Annotated in this window: 24 protein-coding genes; 5 read left to right on the top strand and 19 right to left on the bottom strand. The window is 54.9% G+C overall.

What is annotated here, in order from left to right; translation table 11 throughout:
* Nucleotides 1-26 precede the first annotated feature (26 nt).
* From GMA8713_RS12530 to GMA8713_RS12455, 17 genes are all read right to left on the bottom strand, one after another.
* Complete coding sequence (locus tag GMA8713_RS12530) at nucleotides 27-1208, bottom strand: baseplate J/gp47 family protein (protein ID WP_062710145.1); 1182 nt, start codon at nucleotides 1206-1208, stop codon at nucleotides 27-29.
* Nucleotides 1201-1530 carry a DUF2590 family protein gene (locus tag GMA8713_RS12525; protein WP_062710142.1) on the bottom strand — a complete coding sequence of 110 codons (330 nt, stop codon included), beginning with the start codon at nucleotides 1528-1530 and terminating at the stop codon, nucleotides 1201-1203. Before GMA8713_RS12525 ends, GMA8713_RS12530 begins: the two co-directional genes overlap by 8 nt.
* Nucleotides 1527-3422: a phage tail tape measure protein gene (locus GMA8713_RS12520; protein ID WP_062710139.1), complete on the bottom strand. Its 1896-nt coding sequence runs from the start codon at nucleotides 3420-3422 to the stop codon at nucleotides 1527-1529. Before GMA8713_RS12520 ends, GMA8713_RS12525 begins: the two co-directional genes overlap by 4 nt.
* A gap of 6 nt (nucleotides 3423-3428) precedes the next feature.
* Complete coding sequence (locus tag GMA8713_RS28755) at nucleotides 3429-3560, bottom strand: DUF6890 family protein (RefSeq protein WP_422615199.1); 132 nt, start codon at nucleotides 3558-3560, stop codon at nucleotides 3429-3431.
* A gap of 41 nt (nucleotides 3561-3601) precedes the next feature.
* The gene (locus GMA8713_RS12515) at nucleotides 3602-3871 is read right to left on the bottom strand and encodes a putative phage tail assembly chaperone (RefSeq protein WP_062710136.1); all 270 of its coding nucleotides are present in this window, start codon (nucleotides 3869-3871) and stop codon (nucleotides 3602-3604) included.
* Nucleotides 3868-4131: a hypothetical protein gene (locus tag GMA8713_RS12510; RefSeq protein WP_062710133.1), complete on the bottom strand. Its 264-nt coding sequence runs from the start codon at nucleotides 4129-4131 to the stop codon at nucleotides 3868-3870. The genes GMA8713_RS12515 and GMA8713_RS12510 overlap by 4 nt, the downstream gene beginning before the upstream one ends.
* Nucleotides 4132-4716, bottom strand: coding sequence for a 3TM-type holin (locus GMA8713_RS12505; protein ID WP_062710130.1), 585 nt, complete (start codon nucleotides 4714-4716; stop codon nucleotides 4132-4134).
* The gene (locus tag GMA8713_RS12500) at nucleotides 4716-5195 is read right to left on the bottom strand and encodes a M15 family metallopeptidase (RefSeq protein WP_062710127.1); all 480 of its coding nucleotides are present in this window, start codon (nucleotides 5193-5195) and stop codon (nucleotides 4716-4718) included. The genes GMA8713_RS12505 and GMA8713_RS12500 overlap by 1 nt, the downstream gene beginning before the upstream one ends.
* Before the next feature lie 14 nt (nucleotides 5196-5209).
* A complete protein-coding gene (locus tag GMA8713_RS12495) occupies nucleotides 5210-5449 on the bottom strand; it encodes a TraR/DksA C4-type zinc finger protein (RefSeq protein WP_062710123.1) in 240 nt (79 codons plus the stop codon).
* Nucleotides 5450-5455: 6 nt separating this feature from the next.
* Nucleotides 5456-5905 (bottom strand): phage protein, encoded by a 450-nt coding sequence (locus GMA8713_RS12490; RefSeq protein ID WP_062710120.1) that lies wholly within the window; start codon nucleotides 5903-5905, stop codon nucleotides 5456-5458.
* Nucleotides 5906-5908: 3 nt separating this feature from the next.
* Nucleotides 5909-7024: a DUF2586 domain-containing protein gene (locus tag GMA8713_RS12485; RefSeq protein ID WP_062710117.1), complete on the bottom strand. Its 1116-nt coding sequence runs from the start codon at nucleotides 7022-7024 to the stop codon at nucleotides 5909-5911.
* 2 nt (nucleotides 7025-7026) lie between these two features.
* Nucleotides 7027-7689, bottom strand: coding sequence for a hypothetical protein (locus GMA8713_RS12480; protein WP_062710113.1), 663 nt, complete (start codon nucleotides 7687-7689; stop codon nucleotides 7027-7029).
* On the bottom strand, nucleotides 7673-8173 hold the full coding sequence (locus GMA8713_RS12475; protein WP_062710109.1) for a phage tail protein: 501 nt from the start codon (nucleotides 8171-8173) through the stop codon (nucleotides 7673-7675). Before GMA8713_RS12475 ends, GMA8713_RS12480 begins: the two co-directional genes overlap by 17 nt.
* Entirely contained in the window at nucleotides 8173-8490 is a 318-nt protein-coding gene (locus GMA8713_RS12470; protein WP_306456050.1) for a head completion/stabilization protein, read from the bottom strand. Before GMA8713_RS12470 ends, GMA8713_RS12475 begins: the two co-directional genes overlap by 1 nt.
* Before the next feature lie 189 nt (nucleotides 8491-8679).
* Nucleotides 8680-9396 (bottom strand): phage terminase small subunit, encoded by a 717-nt coding sequence (gene gpM, locus GMA8713_RS12465; RefSeq protein WP_062710103.1) that lies wholly within the window; start codon nucleotides 9394-9396, stop codon nucleotides 8680-8682.
* 2 nt (nucleotides 9397-9398) lie between these two features.
* Nucleotides 9399-10400: a phage major capsid protein, P2 family gene (locus tag GMA8713_RS12460; protein WP_062710100.1), complete on the bottom strand. Its 1002-nt coding sequence runs from the start codon at nucleotides 10398-10400 to the stop codon at nucleotides 9399-9401.
* The gene (locus GMA8713_RS12455; RefSeq protein ID WP_062710098.1) at nucleotides 10401-11300 is read right to left on the bottom strand and encodes a GPO family capsid scaffolding protein; all 900 of its coding nucleotides are present in this window, start codon (nucleotides 11298-11300) and stop codon (nucleotides 10401-10403) included.
* 175 nt (nucleotides 11301-11475) lie between these two features.
* Between GMA8713_RS12455 and GMA8713_RS12450 the strand changes: the two genes are divergently transcribed.
* The 4 genes from GMA8713_RS12450 (at nucleotide 11476) to GMA8713_RS28750 (ending at nucleotide 15720) form a co-directional block, all read left to right on the top strand.
* A complete protein-coding gene (locus GMA8713_RS12450) occupies nucleotides 11476-13236 on the top strand; it encodes a terminase large subunit domain-containing protein (protein WP_062710095.1) in 1761 nt (586 codons plus the stop codon).
* 2 nt (nucleotides 13237-13238) lie between these two features.
* Complete coding sequence (locus GMA8713_RS12445) at nucleotides 13239-14267, top strand: phage portal protein (RefSeq protein ID WP_062710092.1); 1029 nt, start codon at nucleotides 13239-13241, stop codon at nucleotides 14265-14267.
* Between the two features lie 12 nt (nucleotides 14268-14279).
* Nucleotides 14280-15194, top strand: a complete 915-nt coding sequence (locus GMA8713_RS12440; RefSeq protein WP_062710089.1) for a DNA-methyltransferase — start codon at nucleotides 14280-14282, stop codon at nucleotides 15192-15194.
* 82 nt (nucleotides 15195-15276) lie between these two features.
* Nucleotides 15277-15720 (top strand): ogr/Delta-like zinc finger family protein, encoded by a 444-nt coding sequence (locus GMA8713_RS28750; RefSeq protein ID WP_198159500.1) that lies wholly within the window; start codon nucleotides 15277-15279, stop codon nucleotides 15718-15720.
* Nucleotides 15721-15735: 15 nt separating this feature from the next.
* Here GMA8713_RS28750 and GMA8713_RS12430 read toward each other — a convergent pair whose 3' ends face one another.
* The gene (locus tag GMA8713_RS12430) at nucleotides 15736-15930 is read right to left on the bottom strand and encodes a hypothetical protein (RefSeq protein WP_062710086.1); all 195 of its coding nucleotides are present in this window, start codon (nucleotides 15928-15930) and stop codon (nucleotides 15736-15738) included.
* Nucleotides 15931-16104: 174 nt separating this feature from the next.
* Between GMA8713_RS12430 and GMA8713_RS12425 the strand changes: the two genes are divergently transcribed.
* Nucleotides 16105-16485, top strand: a complete 381-nt coding sequence (locus tag GMA8713_RS12425) for a helix-turn-helix domain-containing protein (RefSeq protein WP_157515599.1) — start codon at nucleotides 16105-16107, stop codon at nucleotides 16483-16485.
* 100 nt (nucleotides 16486-16585) lie between these two features.
* Here the strand turns inward: GMA8713_RS12425 and GMA8713_RS12420 are convergent, their stop codons facing one another.
* A complete protein-coding gene (locus tag GMA8713_RS12420) occupies nucleotides 16586-16768 on the bottom strand; it encodes a hypothetical protein (protein ID WP_062710080.1) in 183 nt (60 codons plus the stop codon).
* Nucleotides 16769-16857: the final 89 nt, after the last annotated feature.

Here is a 16857-nt window from a genome sequence, read left to right as displayed (position 1 = left end):
ATTTGATGTCTGGCAGCTTCATGCGGTTAGCCTTGTAAATTCACGCTCAGCGTGCCAAGGCGTGGAATGGTCAGGTGACTGATGATGTCGTCCTCGGCAAACTTCACCGATTCGAGACCCGGCAACAGGATGTGTAACTCGCCTTCCAGAAGGGAAAAGCTGAAACGGCCAACCGGCTGAGTGCGCGTCACGGGGTAATCGAGGTTTTCCCGGAATGCGGATTCAGTGATAAGCCTCACCTGTGCTTGCAGGGTCACGCGCTCTGCATCGGTGAGTTCAGGTTTCGGCCACACAGACACCGTGATGTCATGATGCGTTTCCGGCATCGCTTTCACCGTCAAGCCATCGCCGTGGCCGTGTAAGCCTTCATCAATCCGCGCTTGCAGTGTCGCAATCAGCGCGGGCGCCGGGTTTCCGGTGTCTAACAGGATAAGGGCGTTGGCGGTACCGGGGCCATTGGGCGCACCGTGTTCAAAAAACACGTTGTCGGTTTGAATGCCCTTCACTTCAGTGAGAATGGCGCGGTAAGCCGCATCAATGTGCCATTGCGCAACGGCTGACCACTGGTTGCGCACGCGAAGGCGCAACTCATCTTCGTTTTCTTCGTCTGCACCCGCCACCATCAGCCAGTCTTCCTCATTGGCCGCCGCCGCAATGCCCGGCGGGGGCGTCGGCAACACATGAAAGTACCCGGCGCCGAGGTTATAGGCCGCGCCCGCCGCTTCCGCTTCCACTGCCGCTTCCACGGTAGTGGCGTTCTCCGGCATCACGGTGTCTTTCTGCACTTTCACGCGGTAGATTTTGCCGTTGATGATATCGGTCTGTACCCAGGTGCCCGCCGGGATGAGCAAGGCAGGCCCCTGAAGGGCGGCCCGTTGAAACACCAGATTGCCTTTGGCCTTATTGGCGGGCTTGGGGGTCACATCCACGCCCCATGCCTTTTGCTTCAGGAACTGCCCGGACGCCGTCGCCAAAAACATGTTTGGCAACACAAAGCCAATCAGCAGCTTTTCAACCAACCACACCGTGCAGGTGATCACCGCTTGCTCAATCATGCGCCAGAAAGGCGAAAAGCGGCTGTCGTTGTTGATCACGCTGCCTGCTTTTTCCATTTCTTCTTTCAGCACCTTGCGCCAGCCTGCCGGGTCGGTCGGAATGCCTGCGTCTTTGACGATTTGCTTATAGTCCGGCTTAGGAATATCAGACATTGCTTACCTCTACGTCGAGTCGGCCAAATTCGCGGGTGTCGGCAAAAATCCAAATCAGGCCCAGCTTGGGCTCTTCCAATGTCACCGTGCCTGGCACCAGTCGTGTTTCTTCTTCCACCAAAAGTTCAATTTGCTTTTTGATGTCAGCCCGGCCAGACGGCGAGGTGTCACCAATCAGAGCCACGGCCAAACCGCTTTCGATAATCGCGTGCTTGATGTCTTGAGCAATCACTTGCGCATCCTGGATGAGCACCGGGTTGCGGCCGTCGTCCAGCACCACATCCCCGTTTTTAATCAATATGTCCTGATAGCGGTAACTCATGGCGCGGCCATCTCCAATTCATGCGCAAGGTCTTGCGGGCTGTTGACCTGCTGCGCGTAGATGTTTACGCCACCATAGTGGGTGCTGCGGCCTTGGTTGTAGGTCGCCATTTGACGCGCCACGCCGCCTTGCTGAACCGGCGCACGTGGGGTGGCTTGGCGAACTGCATCAATTTTTTGCCCCGGTGCTTCTTCGTCGCTGCCAAAGCCCGGAATCCAATCAACCAGCCCTTTCACGGACTCCATGGCCGCATTGAATCCGCTGTTCAACCATTCAAACAGGCGGGTGAATACCGCTTTCAGTTCATCGCCAATGGCAAACAGACCCTCAAAGGCGGTGACGTCAGTGAAGCCGCTTGTTACCCATTTCCAGCCACCGTAAATGGCCTGAAACGCGGCGCGGAAGGGGGCGGAAAGCAAAGTGATGGCATCAAACCAGGCGGTATCACCAAAGCTGGCTTTCAAGTCGTCCCAGTAGTAGGTCAGCGCACCCATGGCCGCGACCGCCGCCACACAGGCACCGACAATCAACACAATCGGGTTGGCCGCCATCACAATGTTGAGCGCGAGGAAAGCGCCTTTGGCAAAGGCCAGCGTTTTGGAAAGTGCACCAAAAGCCAAGCCCAACCCTTTAATTAACGGCGTACCGACAAGCATCACTGTCGCCCATAGCATTTTCATCGCCCCCGTAATGATGGTGAGCACACCGCCTGCCGCCACCAGGCCGAAGAAGCCCAGCGCCGCATAACCCAGCCACTTGGTGATTTTCGGAAAGACCTGTGTCCACTGCACCAGCTGCATGGCGCCGTCGGCAAGAGACTGCACCAGGGGAAGCAAAGAGGGCAGCAAGGCGCTGCCAATGGCGGCGCGGATAGCGAAAATACCCGCCTCCATGCGCTCCCACTGGTCGGTCATGGCCCCGGCCATCTGCTGGGCCAGCGCGAGCCCCTTCACCTGGTTAAAGTCATCAATCGCCCCTTTCAGCTCTCCGGTGCGGTCATAGAGGGTATTGATAAAGCTCATGGCCTGTTTACCGCCAAAGGCTTTTTCAATCTCCAGCTTTTCCATCGCATCCAGTGTGCTGCCGTATTGCTGGCGAAGGGTCTGGATGATGCTGGCGGTATCTTTGAGCTGGTGATTACTGTCAAGAAAGTTAAGGCCGAGCTTTTCCCCTGCTCCGGCGACCTTGGCAATAAATGCCTGGTATTTGGTGGCCGCCACCGAGCCTTCCATCTGGTTACCCAAAAGCCCCAGCACGGCAAACTGCTCGCCAAGGCTCACCCCCGCCGTGGTGGCATCGTTCCCCAGACTCTTGAAGGACTGGGACAGCTTGATGCCATCGGTTTTAAATTTCTGCACGGCCAGCGCGGTATAGCTGCCCAGTTGCTCCGCCCAGGCGTCTTGCCCTATGGCTTTGGCATTGTCACTGAAAATGCCATACATGGTGCCGAAGTAATCGGTAATGGTTGAGGTCTGCGCCTTGGTCGCGGCGGCGGTCACTGCCGCCACCTGAGTGATACTGGCCAGCTGGCTCGGGTTGATGCCTTCCATGGACGATTGAATGTCATAGGAGGCGGCCACAAATTCCGCCGCTGATTTGCCGTATTCGACAGAAAACGACAGGGCAGTATCAGCCAGGTGCTGGAGATGGGCATCCGCGACCCCGAGCGATTTTACTTCGCCCAGAGCCCTGTCCATATCAATCGCCGGTTGCAGGGCCTGTTGCAGCGCAATGCCTGCCCCGGCCACCCCGGCGGCGCCGGCGACCATGGTGTGGGTGCCGTCGCGGTAGTGTTTTGACATCGCGCTGAACTGCCGCTGGATGTTCCCCAGCGGCTGACTGATTTGGTCAATCAGGCCGACGGTAAAGCGCAGTGGTTCAGGCAATGACATAGGTGGTTAGGCTCCCAGGGCGCTGGCCGTGGCCATGCCGGTGTTTTTCCAGTACTGCGTTTCAAGGAACACAGCCCGTGCAAGGTTCATCTCTGAATCGGTTTCATGGGGCAGCCATTTTCGCCGCCACGCATACATCTGGAGTAAGTCGCTGCTCTCGTGCGACTTCACCAGGTCTTCTATTTTTTTATGGTGATTGACACCTTCGGCGCATATTGCGCCATCACCACACTGGCTAACTGCATCATGGCGCCGGGGTTGTCCGCCGCCAGCTGGCGCAGTGCCCCTTTGCTGTCTTCACTGTTGACCGACTGCATGACAAAGTTATGTGATGCATCTGCAATATCTCCCTGTGCCACGGCGCCGATGTATTGCCCGTAGATTTCCGGGGAGGGGGAAAAGGTGATGTCTTTCCCTTCCACGGTCAGTTCGATGCCTTTTTCGTTCATGACTTTCTCTCTCTGTCTAATTTGGTTTCGAGGCGGGCAAACTGCCCGGTGATAAATTCCTTTAACTCACTCACATCGTGCTTGGTGGCGTACTTCTCGGCGGCATCGGCCCGCTGCTCGACAATGGCCAGCTCATTTTTGTGTGTGCGTTGCTCCAGCTCACGGGCGGAATGGGCCGATTTTTCCGCGCGGGTAAACACAAACCCAATCAGTCCGAGAAGAAACGTGGCTACGGCGAGCCATAGGCGAACATCGTCCATTCAGTGTTCCTTGCTCGTCGTGTTGAGGCGACCAAACAGGGCAGGCGGGGACAGCCCCTTTGCAACCTGTTTGTCCTGGCTGCGTTTATGAATACTGATACCCAGCACCGCCAGTGCCACCGTAAACAGGGGAGTTAAGGCGACCACCGCATTCACGAGGGCTGCGGCCTGCGTCGGGTGACACACCAGGGCATAGGCCAGACCGAAAAACAGCAGCGACCAGGCCAGACACATGGCATAGCCAAACGTTGGCCGCCAACGGCGCACATACGCATCATTGCTGGCAAGCTCCGCCTGCTGGGTGGCCGCTTGCGTGGTCATCGCCAGTTTGCGCTCTTCGCTTTCCAGCGCAGCATGCTGGAACGCGAGGTCGTTGAGCCGCAGGCGCTCTTCACTTTCCAGCTCTTTAATTTTTAACAGGGCATCCGGGTTGGCTTTGAGCTCAGCCTCAATGGCGGCCGGTGTCGCTTCTACCCCCAGGGTACTGGCGACCATGGCGCCCACCGCGCTGCCTGCCGGACCACCGATAACGGTCCCAATTAAAGGCGCTGCACTGCCCAGAAGGCGTTTGACTGTCTCCCACATCACGCGGCCTCTCCCGTCACCGCCGGGTAGCATTTCCGGCACAGTTGAAAATGGGGGCCATCAAGCAACGGGGTTTTCCCTTGTTGCCTTTTGCGCGCCACATAACGGGCGATTGCGTCTTCTAAATCCGCTTCGTCGTTGATGACCGTCCAACAGGCGCCCCACACAATGGGAATATCCAGCTCCCTCGCGGCCTGCCTCACGGCATAGGCTATCTTGACGTAAAGCCCGAAATCCCAGCGCACACTTCCCCCGACCCAGGCGCCCAAATCACAGGCATGGCCGGTGAGGTGTCGGCTGTTAAAGGTTCTTGAGGCGCCTTTTTCGACCAGCACTTTCTGACGGGCCAGGGTGCGCAGTCCTTCCATTACCGTGAAGTCGACGCCCACAATCTCAATGGCCCGCTCTATCACGCGCTGTAAATCCTGATGCAGTTTGGCCAGGCGTTGACGTGACCGTTTTCCAAGTTGATAAGCCATGGTGTTTTCCCTTGTTACCGTCCGCCCAGACGGCGGACCCTGATTTCATGTGCCTGCTGGCAGTGGGTACAGGTCGTGCTTTGAGGCACCTGCTTACGCCGCGCTGCCGGGATGGTATCGCCACACTCTGCGCATTCGGTGTGGGTATAAACCGGCGCCGCTTTTGCCCTTGCGCTGGCGGCCAGCTGGTTGGCCAGCGCCACCTCGGTGAACTGGGTTTCGATGCCGCTGGCATGGTCGAATAAATCCGGCATACGCTGTTACCCGATGATGTCCACGGTTTCATCCGGGCGCAGGTAAGGCACGCCGTTAATGTGGACGAAATCGGGGCTGGTGATATCAAACGGAATTTTGTGGACCAGCGCGCTGCCGCCGCTGCTGTCCGCATCAATCAAATCGGAGATTTTCAGCTTGATGCCGTACATGTCGACCTTGAGCGTGTCGCGGTCAGTCTGGCCAAATCCCATGGCGTCGAAGGTGGGTAGCCCCCGGAAGGAGCCCGCCTGTTTGGCGGCCAGCATCAGCAAATTAAACTGGCTGGTCACCAGCTCCAGTTCGCCGCTGGCGTCCACATCGCCGTCCACGTAATCATCAGGCACACCATTGGTTTTGGTGACGGCGCTGTTATCAGTGATGCTGAGCGTCCACTTTTGGGCCTGAAGTTTCAGGTCACCCATCATAAATTTGAGGTTCTTACCGGATATACGCATGGGTTACCCCTCCGCTTGGTTGGACAGGTCGAGGGCGATATTCACCACAATGTGTTTCGGGCAGTTGTGCGGGGTGACAATCAGCCCGATAGCGACCTTGGTTTTGGTCAGCCACTGGATAGTCACGTCGCCCTCTTTGGGCGGCATGATTTCCCCAGGGAACTGAATGTCACCCAACTGGATACCCTTGCTCATTTCACGCATGTACCTGGAAAAATACTGTTTGTTGAGCTCAATGGAGGCCGGGGTCGAGTTCAGGATTTTGTCACCGACCCGGCGGATAGCCTGGATACGCACACGGCGGTTGAGTTTGTGCACCGGCCGGATGTATTCAAGGAACTGGTAATCGCCGCCTTTGGCTTCCAGTGTGGAGGCGTCGGCCCAGTAAATGCCCTCGTAATCGGCGTACCACTGCGGCACGCTGAGGCGTTCGCGCGAGAGTGCGCCAAGGGTCGCGAGGCTAAGGGCGTTGCCGTCTTTGTCTTTGGGAGAGGCGCCAAGGTCGAGCACGGGACCGGTGGCCACACGCATGGGGGTGTCAGCAACAGTCACGCTCCGGTTACACAGACGCCCGGCCAGTACCCCGGCGTTATTGCCATGCAGCTGCGGTACCGCCACCACCATGTTGGCCGCGATAGAAGCCTGCAGGGCAATGGTCGCCGTCTCATACTCTGACCAGGTTTGTGCGCTGGCGTCGATACCCGGCACCGCGGCAAGAAAGAAACACCACCGGCCCAGCTTGTTGATAAGCTCAGCCGTTTTCGCCTGCATGGTTTTAAAGGCCAGCTTGTCCGTGGTTTCATCAACCAGCACCACCGCTTCAAACGAGCCGGACGCGTTGGCAAGGTCAACGGCCTCTTCCCAGTCTATTGCCCCATTCAGGCCGAAGACTTCCGCGGTCCAGTTCTGCCCGCCGTTGACCTGCGCGGCCTTCACGTTGTCGCCCAGCGCATCATTGCCCATCAGGGGCGCTAAGTCGGTGGTGGCGTCAATGCGGGTGACTTTGCCCTGAAGGGCTGACTTTGACGTGGTACCGATAAACAGAAAGTGCCTTTCTATCTCGGGGATCCCGCCTTGTCCCAGGTTGAGGTTGTTTACCTCGACTTGTCCCAATGCCATGGTTATGTCCTTTTCTGTGCCTGCCCGATAATCTTGATGAGCTGGCGGTTAACGTCGGGTTGTGGACTGCCCAGAATTTGGCGTTCGGCCAATGGTATGTCCCATGTTGTTTGCTTCGGTTTTTCGCTAATAACTCGGATGATCAACCCAGCTTTCCCTTGGCTCAGATTCTCCATAATCCATCTAAGTGATGGCTTTTTGGGTTTGCTCTTTTTTCCCTTACCCTTATTGACTGAGAACCCCAACTCGCGGAGCTTTCTGGCTTGCCCTTTAGTTGCCGGTGCTTTGTAGTCAGGCTTTCCCCAGCGCTTCTCCATTTGCCGAGCTGTCATCTTTTGGGTTTGGCCTATGTGGTGCCTTGCCGCTGTTCGGGCGGTTTGCTTGTTGCGCCACGTCAGGTCTAATACCTTGCCGCCGTTCTTCACGTAGGGCTCTAACCCCTTCGCCATGCGGCGGAACATTTTTTTCCGGCCTTTCTTGCGGGGTTCTAACCCTCTGCCGTCAATGTCCTTTTGTTGGCTAATCCGCTTGCGGGCGTTGGCCTTTTCCCAGCGCCCCAGCGTTTTCAGAATCCAAAACCGCTTTTTTGGTGGCAGTGCCAGCAGTGCCAGTTTTTCCTTGCCATTCAGCGCGTCGCGTTTGTTGAGGCTAATGACCGGTTTCATGGCGAATTTCCACGTCTTCTGCTGTCCAGATGGGCACCGCCTCTACGCGGTACTGTGTCCCCTGATAGCGGATATGGCCCTCGCTGTCCGGCACCATCTGTATGTCTTCACAAAGTTCGAGCTCAATGGCCACGTCCACGCTGCCATCGTCCAGCACATCCACACTGACTGACGGGTCGGCCAGCCCTTTTTGACTGCGGTCCGGGTCAAACTCACTTATCCAACAGGCCACCGACGCCAGCAGGTAACGCGGGTCAATGGCTTTGTGGGGAAACCCCTCAATGCTGACCACCGCCTGGTACTGCCACTGCGCCATCAAAAAACCGCCGTTCCCGAGATCTTCCCCGGAGACGGTGAGCTGCGCGTTTTCCTGCCAGGCATCAATCTTGTTGGCGAGCACCACCCCGGACAGGTGCGCGCACATGTAATCCGTCAGGTGCTCCAGGTGGGTTTGGTGATAAGGCGCCACGTTTGAATGTCCCATCAGATTAACGCCACCCGGTTTTCACTCAGGCCCAGCAACAAGGCAATATCGCGGTTGCTCTGGGCGCGGAAACGATCCCCTTGCTCGGCCAAATCTTCTGCGGTGTTGCGCGCTTCATCCCGTCGGTTCTGGGTAGCAAACTCCGGCAACAAATCAGCATGTGCGCGGGCAAAGACCGCGCGCAGATACAAGGTGCTTTCTGCCCCGGACAGGCGCTGACCATTGAGTGGCGGTAACTGTGCCTGCACCGCCATCACCGCAATTTCCAGCGCCGCTATGATGCTTTGCTCGTCAAAAACCGGGGGGATACGGCGCATGGTGCGAAAGTCCTGGGTATCAAAATAGGGCCACCCTTGTCCGGGGATAAAGGTGGACTGATGCCGGGGTAAGTTGCCGCCAAAGCTCATGCTGTCTGTTCCTCTGTTCGGTGTGCCTCTGCCCACTGGGTCGCAGGCTGTTGGTCAGCCTTACGGCTTTCCACCTCGCCAGCCGAAGCACGCGGGGGGTCAGGAGTCGGTTTCCGCCGTCAGCGCATTGATGCGTGCCGGAATACGGTTTTTAATTAAGTCAGTGACGCCGATTTTGTCGTAACACTCATGCGCCCCGGTCAGCAGGGCCAGCGCTTCTTTGAGCTGTTCCACGTCGCCAATGGCGGTGACATTGGGCTTACCGGTGTCATCGCGCAGCTGTTGCAGCCCTGCCAGCTTGTACCACTTGGCCACCACTTTTTCGTGAAGGCGCCAGTGGTGGCGGACCTGCTCAAACACCATCGAGAAATAGGGCTCAATGCTGTCACCTTTCTCTGCCTGTGAATGCGCCCAGTCATACACGCTGTCGGCACAAAAGGTCGGCCAGTCACGCTTGATGTGGGACGGCGACGGCAAGCCTTTTTCAATCGCTACAAAGCACCATTCAATGAAGGTGTGGATTTCCCCCACATCAAACAGCCAGAGCACCACGTGGGTGAATACCGGGTTATCGTGCACGTCGTCCGCATTCAAAAAGGCGTCGGCCATCGGGCGGTATTTCGGGATAAGCACCGTGCGCTTGTGCGCGATTTTGTCCGCAATGGCGTTAAAACTTTTCAGGGTCGCTTTGTCGGCTTCAAGCTCCATCAGGGGCAGCGTCAGCGCTGCCGGTGATGACGCATAGGCTGTCGGCGACGCCTTGAGCAGTGTTTTCGCGATCAGCGCATCACGCTGTCGTCTCAACGGGCTGGCCATGCTCAGTCCCCCGCCACGCTGACCGCTTCAATGGCCGCAAATTTGTCGAAGTTGCCCACGCCATACCCTTCCATGCGAAGGAAGGAGTTTTCGTGTTGTTTGCGGTCTTCCTCGTTGCGTGACTTGCGCCATTGCGTGCCGCGCTGGGTGAGAATTTGCAGGTTTTTTGGGGTGGTCACCCATAGCGCATTTTTTGGGAAAAACGGCGGGGTGTAGGCCTTTTTGCCGTCAATGGTGGTAGCCAATGACTGCGCGGCTTTGTGCTCGGTCGGGGTATCGGCCGCACTCAATAAACGGTGCTGCTCGGCGGAGACCAAATCACGGCCCACTAACACCACCAAATCGGTGTCTTCCTGAAACACTTCATGAATGGTGGTGCTCACCAAGTCATTGACCAGCGCATCCAAGTTTTTGTAGCTGTCTTGCGCCTGCCCTGTGGGATCTAAAAGGGCAGCAGGCAACACTTGGGCGGCGGCTTTATCCTTGACGATTTGCAGCCAGCCTTTGTTGACGTCTTGCCCGAGTGGGTTGGTGTCAGGGTTGGTGGTCTCAGCCACGGTTTTGCCATGAAAGCCAATGCGCAACATGTCGAGGGCAAAGTTCCGGGTGGCGGCGTTGTTCATCAATTTAATGAATTCGCCGCTACTGCCTGAATTGGCCCATTGGGTCATGGTTTGCCATTTGATGACTGCGCACGAATCGGTTTCGACCAACTCGTAAGTGTTGCCATCGTGGCTCAGGCCCGCACGGAAACGGCCATCTTTCACACGGCCGGTTAACAGGCCGCCGGTGCCCACATCAATCACCTGTCCTTTGATTTGGTCCACGGTGCTGTGGGTGATCATGCTCAGGAAGGCCACCGAATGAAGGATCGCCTGGCGAAGTTTGGTTTCAATCACTGGCGTAATGGAAAACTGCCGGGAAGGATTGGTGGTGCCGTAAGATTGCATCAGCGCGTTGTCATAATCGGCCAGATACTGCAATGCGGTTTGGTTCAAGCTCATTTAAAGCGCCTCCACCGTTGATGATTCTGCACCTTCACCGGCTGGGCGTTGCCCCGGCGCTTCTTCAGAAAGTGCTTTAAATTGCGTGTTCAAACCGTCGATTTTTTCCGTCAGCGGTTTGAGCGCATCGGCCAGTGCCGAGCTGAATTGCTCAACCGTTGGCGCGGTTTGATTGTTGTCGCCATTGTCGCCGTCGGGCTGGGTGTCTTCGCCTTCGGGCGGGGCGGAAAACGTTTGCTCGATAGCGTCCAGGCGCGCGTTGAACGGTGCTAGCGCACTTTGCAGTGCGGCCGTCAGTTGTTCTTCGGTCACGTCGGTGTCCTCGGGTGTTGGTGTGGTGTCAGTCGGGAGTTCGCTGAACTGCGGCAAATACCTGGCAATGCCTGCCGCCAGCGTTTTAAAGAAGCCGTCGGTGTCGTTCTGCTCTACGTCAGTCTCCAGAAACAAAAGCGGCTCCAACTGGCTGTACTCGTGTTCGCAGTTTTCGTCGCCCATGGAGAACTTCAGGCGGGTGGTGCCAGCGCTTGCCGGAGAGTCGGTCACCGCGAGCCCCATCAGGTAGCACTTGCCTGTGCCGCGATAGTTCAATTTCGGTTCGATAGAGGTAAAGAGTTTCTGGCCGTCTTTGTTGGCATCAATGAGGTACTGATTCGCGGTAATTTTGGCAAGCAGGCGCAGTTTCCCGCCTCTTTTTTCTGCTTTCAGTTCATCCACGGTTCCCCAGTTCCTCCCCGCAAAGGGTGACCATTGAGAGCGGAAATGCTCCGGCCAAATCATTGCCGCGTATTCGTCTACCGAGTAGCTTTCCGCCATGTCTTTAATCCATGACGGGGTAATGGTGCGACCGTCTACGGTGGCGCCTGCCGTTGCAATGATGACCCAGCCAGATTGCTTGCTCATGCGGTTGTGTTTCCCTGCCGTGAATGTCAAATGCGTTCGAATTGATGGGAAAGTTACTGCGTTAATGGCGGGCTTTCATCTGGTTCCATTCCTAGAAATTCGGATATCAAGGAAATCCGAATCCTTCCGAATTCCGACCGGGTTTTTACGCTGCTCAAGTGCGTAAACTGCGCCCATGGCTTACTCACCTGAAATCAGAGAAGCGGCAAAACGCCTTTATTTGCGACGCCACACGCCGCAGGACATTGCCGATGAATTGACGCTGCCAAACACCCGCATTGTTTACCACTGGGCGGATAAATACGGCTGGCGTGATTTGCTGCGCGAAGAAGAAGTGGACGACGCGATTGGGCGTCGTATTGTGCTGCTGACGGACAAAGACGAAAAAAGCCCCGCTCAGCTAAAAGAGCTCGACATGCTGATTGAAAAGCATGTGAAGCTGAAAAGGCAGCGCCAGCAGGCTGCCATGCCGTCCGGGGGCGAAAGCCACAGCGGCGAAAAGGCCACAGAGCGCAGCCACACCCCGAAAAAGAAGAAAGGCAGGAAGGTCAAAAATGATGTGAGTGGGCTGACCGCTGACGCCTTTAACGCCCTCCATGCGAGTTTCTTCGATTACCAGCTCCTGATGCGTGAAAACCTGCACCGGCGCACACGTAACATTCTTAAATCCCGCCAGATTGGTGCAACCTATTACTTTGCCTGTGAAGCGCTGGAAGATGCGATCCTCACCGGCGATAACCAGGTATTCCTGTCAGCCTCCCGCGCCCAGGCTGAAATCTTCCGGCGCTACATCATCAATATTGCGCGTGAGTTCCTCGGCATCGAGTTATCAGGGAACCCCATCGTGCTCAGTAATGGCGCCGAGCTTCGCTTTTGCTCGACCAACAGCAGCACCTCGCAGGGCTTTCACGGCCATGTCTACATTGATGAATACTTTTGGATCCCCAAGTTTGATGTGCTGAACAAACTGGCGTCCGCCATGGCGACGCATAAAAAGTGGCGTAAGACCTACTTTTCGACGCCCTCCAGCAAGGCGCACCAGGCTTACCCCTTCTGGACCGGTGACAGCTGGCGCAAGGGAAAAGCCCACCGTGAATCGGTGTCTTTTCCTTCCTTTGAGGATTTCCGACACGGTGGCGCACTCTGCCCGGACAGGCAATGGCGTCTTGTCGTGACCATCGAAGATGCGAAGCAAGGGGGCTGCGACCTCTTTGATATTGAGGAGCTGCGCGACGAATACAGCGCGTCGGATTTTTCCAACCTCTTCATGTGTGTGTTTGTCGACGATAACGCCTCGGTGTTCCAGTTCCATAAGCTCGAACGGGCCATGGTGGACACCAGCCAGTGGAAGGATGTCACCCCCGATACGGCGAGACCTTATGCCAACCAGGAAGTGTGGCTGGGCTATGACCCAAGCCGGACCCGCGACAACGCCTGCCTCGTGGTGGTGGCGCCACCGAAAACCCATGCTGAGTTGTTCCGGGTGCTGGAAAAGCACTATTGGAAAGGGCTCAACTTCCAGTACCAGGCCAGCCAGATTGATGATGCGTTCCAGCGCTTCAACGTGACCTATATCGGCATCGATACCACCGGCATCGGGGCGGGTGTATGGGATTTAGTGAGCGCCAATCACCCGCGTGAGGCACACGCCATTCACTACAGCAACGAAAACAAAAACCGTCTGGTGCTGAAAATGATTGATGTGATTGACGCGGGCCGCGTGCAGTGGGATGCCGAACACAAAGACATTGCCATGGCCTTTATGGCTATCAAACGTGTGGCGAGTAACAGCGGCAACATGATGACCTTCAAAGCCGAACGCAGTGACACCACCGGGCATGCTGATGCGTTCTGGGCGATAGCGCATGCCCTGATTAATGAGCCGCTGAATACGGCGGACGCTGAACGAACTTCCACTTATGCATTTGGGCGATAACGATGACTGCACCTTTCCCAGTAACCAAAGAACACGCCGCCCCGGCCAGTGTGTACAGCCTGGATACCGGTTTTGAAACCGTGGACGCCAGCAGCTGGCTGACCGATTACAGTGAACTCTTTTACAACGACACCGAAGATTACTGGGAGCCCCCCATCAACCCCGAAGGGCTGGCACAACTGGCCCACGCCAACGCCTATCACGGCAGCTTGTTGATCGCCCGCTCGAATTACGTGGCGAGCCGATTTACAGGCGGTGGGAATGTCCGCCGTCATCTGTTCCAGCGGTTCACGCGGGACTACACCCAATTCGGCCACGGTGCTTTGCTGAAACTTCGTGATTTCTTTGGGCGTGTTAACGGTCTTTTCCCGTTGCCATCCATGTATGTGCGAAAACGCCGCAATGGTGATGTGTGGGTATTGGAGCGTGACGACAATAAACGCCTGTACAAAGCCAAGGACGTGATTTGGCTGGCGCAGTATGACCCGAAACAGCAAGTGTATGGGGTGCCGGATTACGTGGGCGGTTTGCAATCTTCCCTTTTAAACAAAGACGCGACCCTGTTCCGCCGCCGCTACTACAAAAACGGCGCCCATATGGGGTTTATCTTCTACTCCACCGACCCCCGTCTCAGCAGTAAAGACGAGGAGATGCTCAAAGAGAAAATTGCCAGCTCAAAAGGCGTGGGCAACTTTCGGTCGATGTTTATCAATATCCCGAACGGGCATGAAAAAGGCATACAACTTATCCCGGTTGGGGATATCGCCACCCGCGATGAATTCGACCGGATTAAGAACATCACCGCACAGGACATCCTGGTAAGTCACCGCTTCCCACCGGGAAAAGGGGGCATTGTGCCGGTGAATACCGCAGGCTTTGGTGACCCCGAAAAAGTCGGCCGTGAATACCTGCGTGATGAAATCATTCCGGTCTGTGAACTGATGATGGATGAAATCAACCATGACCCGGAAATCCTGAACCGCCCTGATTTGCAGGTGCGGTTTGACTTGGTCCTTCCCACTCTCAGCTAAAGGAGATGATCAGTGTCTGTTGTACTGATGCATGGCGATTGCCTGGAGAAAATGAAAAACCTTCCTGATGGCGCTATCGATTTAATTCTTACCGATCCCCCCTATGGCACGATAAAGGGGATGACAGGTATTCGCGCTGATTGGGATACCCCCATCGACTTTAACAAGATGTTTGCTGAGTGCTTTCGTGTACTCAGGCCAAACGGCGTGCTTATTTTGTTTGGTCAGGAGCCGTTTACCAGCAAGCTGATTCTAGGGGCTCACGGCTCCTTACCTTTTTCACATCGTTTGAACTGGGTTAAAGAGCACTTTGCCACTGCGTTCAATGTCAGCAAGGTGCCCGCCAATTACACCGAAGACATTGTCGTGTATTACAAGAGGTGTGATGACTTTCGGGATCATCCGTTGAAACCGTGGTTTGATGCCGAACTCGTAAAATCCGGTTTTACCCGTTCACAAATGGTGAAAAAGTTGGGCTCTTCAGCGGGGCATTATTTCACCGATGGCCGTCAATTTTCGATCCCTTCTGAGAGCAAGCTGCAGCTTTTGCAATACGAGACCGGGTATTTCAAACGCAGCTATGCCGATTTAAAAGCGGTGGACATGGATTATCGAAACCGGCTTCGTCAACGTTGGCCGCGCGTCTTTAATCTGGCGCCAGGTAAAAAATTCAAAAGCAACATCTTGTATTACAAGCGTGATTTAACGGGGTTACACCCCACACAAAAGCCATTGGCCTTGATCAAAGATTTGCTTTTTACCTACAGCGCCCCCAACAGCAAGGTGCTGGACTTCACAATGGGGAGTGGCACCACTGGCGTGGGGTGCGTTGAAATGGGGCGGGACTTCTATGGCATAGAAAAAGATGACATGTTTTTCACTACGGCGGAAAACCGAATCAACACTGCCATGAGCGCATCGCGATAGAGCGTATTGACACTGTACAAATAACCAGCACTTAACTACCATCGAAGGGTCGGTCAGTCAGTTAGGGCAAGGTTTCATGCGTGTGGATTGTTCATGCGGTGCAGGTGCGGTAGTGAGCCGCACAGAAAGAGACAAGCAAAACCCCAATGCAGCAGATTTATACTGCTCATGCACAAAACCCGAGTGTGGCCACTCGTTTGTGGCTTCACTTGGGTTTAAACATTCCTTGAACCTTCCTGCCAGCTTTCCAGCAGGTGTGACGTTGGACGCCTCCGTACAAGGCACCCGTATTTTTTGTGGGTGTGGTGAAAGGGCGACCATCCAGAAAACTAACCGCCTTTCGATCAATGTGAGCGACATATACTGCCACTGCTCTGGTTGCGGCCACCGCTTTGTGATGTACCGGGCTTACGCATACACGCTTTCACCTTCCGCACTCACCACCAACGAATTGGCGGTGGCGCTTATCCGGTCAATCCCGCCGTCCGCGAGACGTGAGCTAAAACAGCAACTTTCGCTTTTCTAGCTTCACGTTGAGGCGCTAGACGTTTGTTTCCTCTGGCCCGTCAAAATCTTCACTGTTGATATTGAGAAAGTCGCTTTCTTTCTCATCAAAATCAATCAATAAAATCAAAAACGCCAACACAAGAACATCCTCATAGATAGGCACACCATCTGTGTGTTCAGAAAACCTTTCTTTAACCCACTGCTTTGCAAGTTCATGTACTAACGCCATAGTCAGTCACCTTCCATCTGATTCGTTGATTACTGTTTTTTATTTTTTAACCTATCGAAATGCACTTTGGTGCAGTTGTAATATTCTTCATTTTTTATGTCTCATTAATGGGATTTGGTGACTATATTGAGAATGAGAAGTTGAGCTGTCATATATGACCGATTAGCAGTATTTGTGAGTCAGATTAGTCTCTTTTTCTACATGAAAAATATAAATATTCTTAGGTATGAGATGGACCCAATTGTTGTATATTTGAAAGCAGTAAGACGTCAAATGGGGTATACGCAACAACAGGTGGCCGCGCTCTGTCCTGAATTGTCTTTGAAGACATTGGGCCGGATTGAATCGGGTGAAACCTCGATGACGATAAAGCATTTAAGACAGTTGATGGACTGTTACAAGTTGACGCTGGCGGATGTGGCGGACGGCGAACGACAACAACGGCGTTTGGTCACTGAAGATGTGCGGGCCGCTATCTGCAAATTGCCAGAAAGATATTATTCGACATTTATTTCCCTGATTGAACTGATCGCCAAAGAGAAAGCAGAGCGATAGAGACGGCTACCAGTTCCCTTAAATTTTAATATCTGACAATGTGCATTCGAGGACAAACTTAGTCGCGTTTTCAGTATCTTTACCTGGGTTCTTCGAATCATTATCCGCTCTGTCTCACCGACTGTTCGCCAATCTCTTCTTCATCAGCAGCTCTCGCTTTTTTAGCGTTCTCCCTGACCAAATGTAATAGAAAATACACTTCCGGCGGCCACTCAGGGTTGGCCGTATCTTCGTATGCGCGCGATTCAATCCACTGAACAGCGGCATGGCTTTTTTTATCCATTTTATTCTTCTCCCTACATGCGCGAAGATGCGGACACCCACACGAAATACTGTATAGATATACAGTATATTTTCAATCAAATGTCTGTC

Origin of the sequence: Grimontia marina, assembly GCF_900060185.1 — a bacterium.
GTDB lineage: Bacteria > Pseudomonadota > Gammaproteobacteria > Enterobacterales > Vibrionaceae > Enterovibrio > Enterovibrio marinus.
This window is presented reverse-complemented; position numbering and strand designations above follow the sequence as displayed.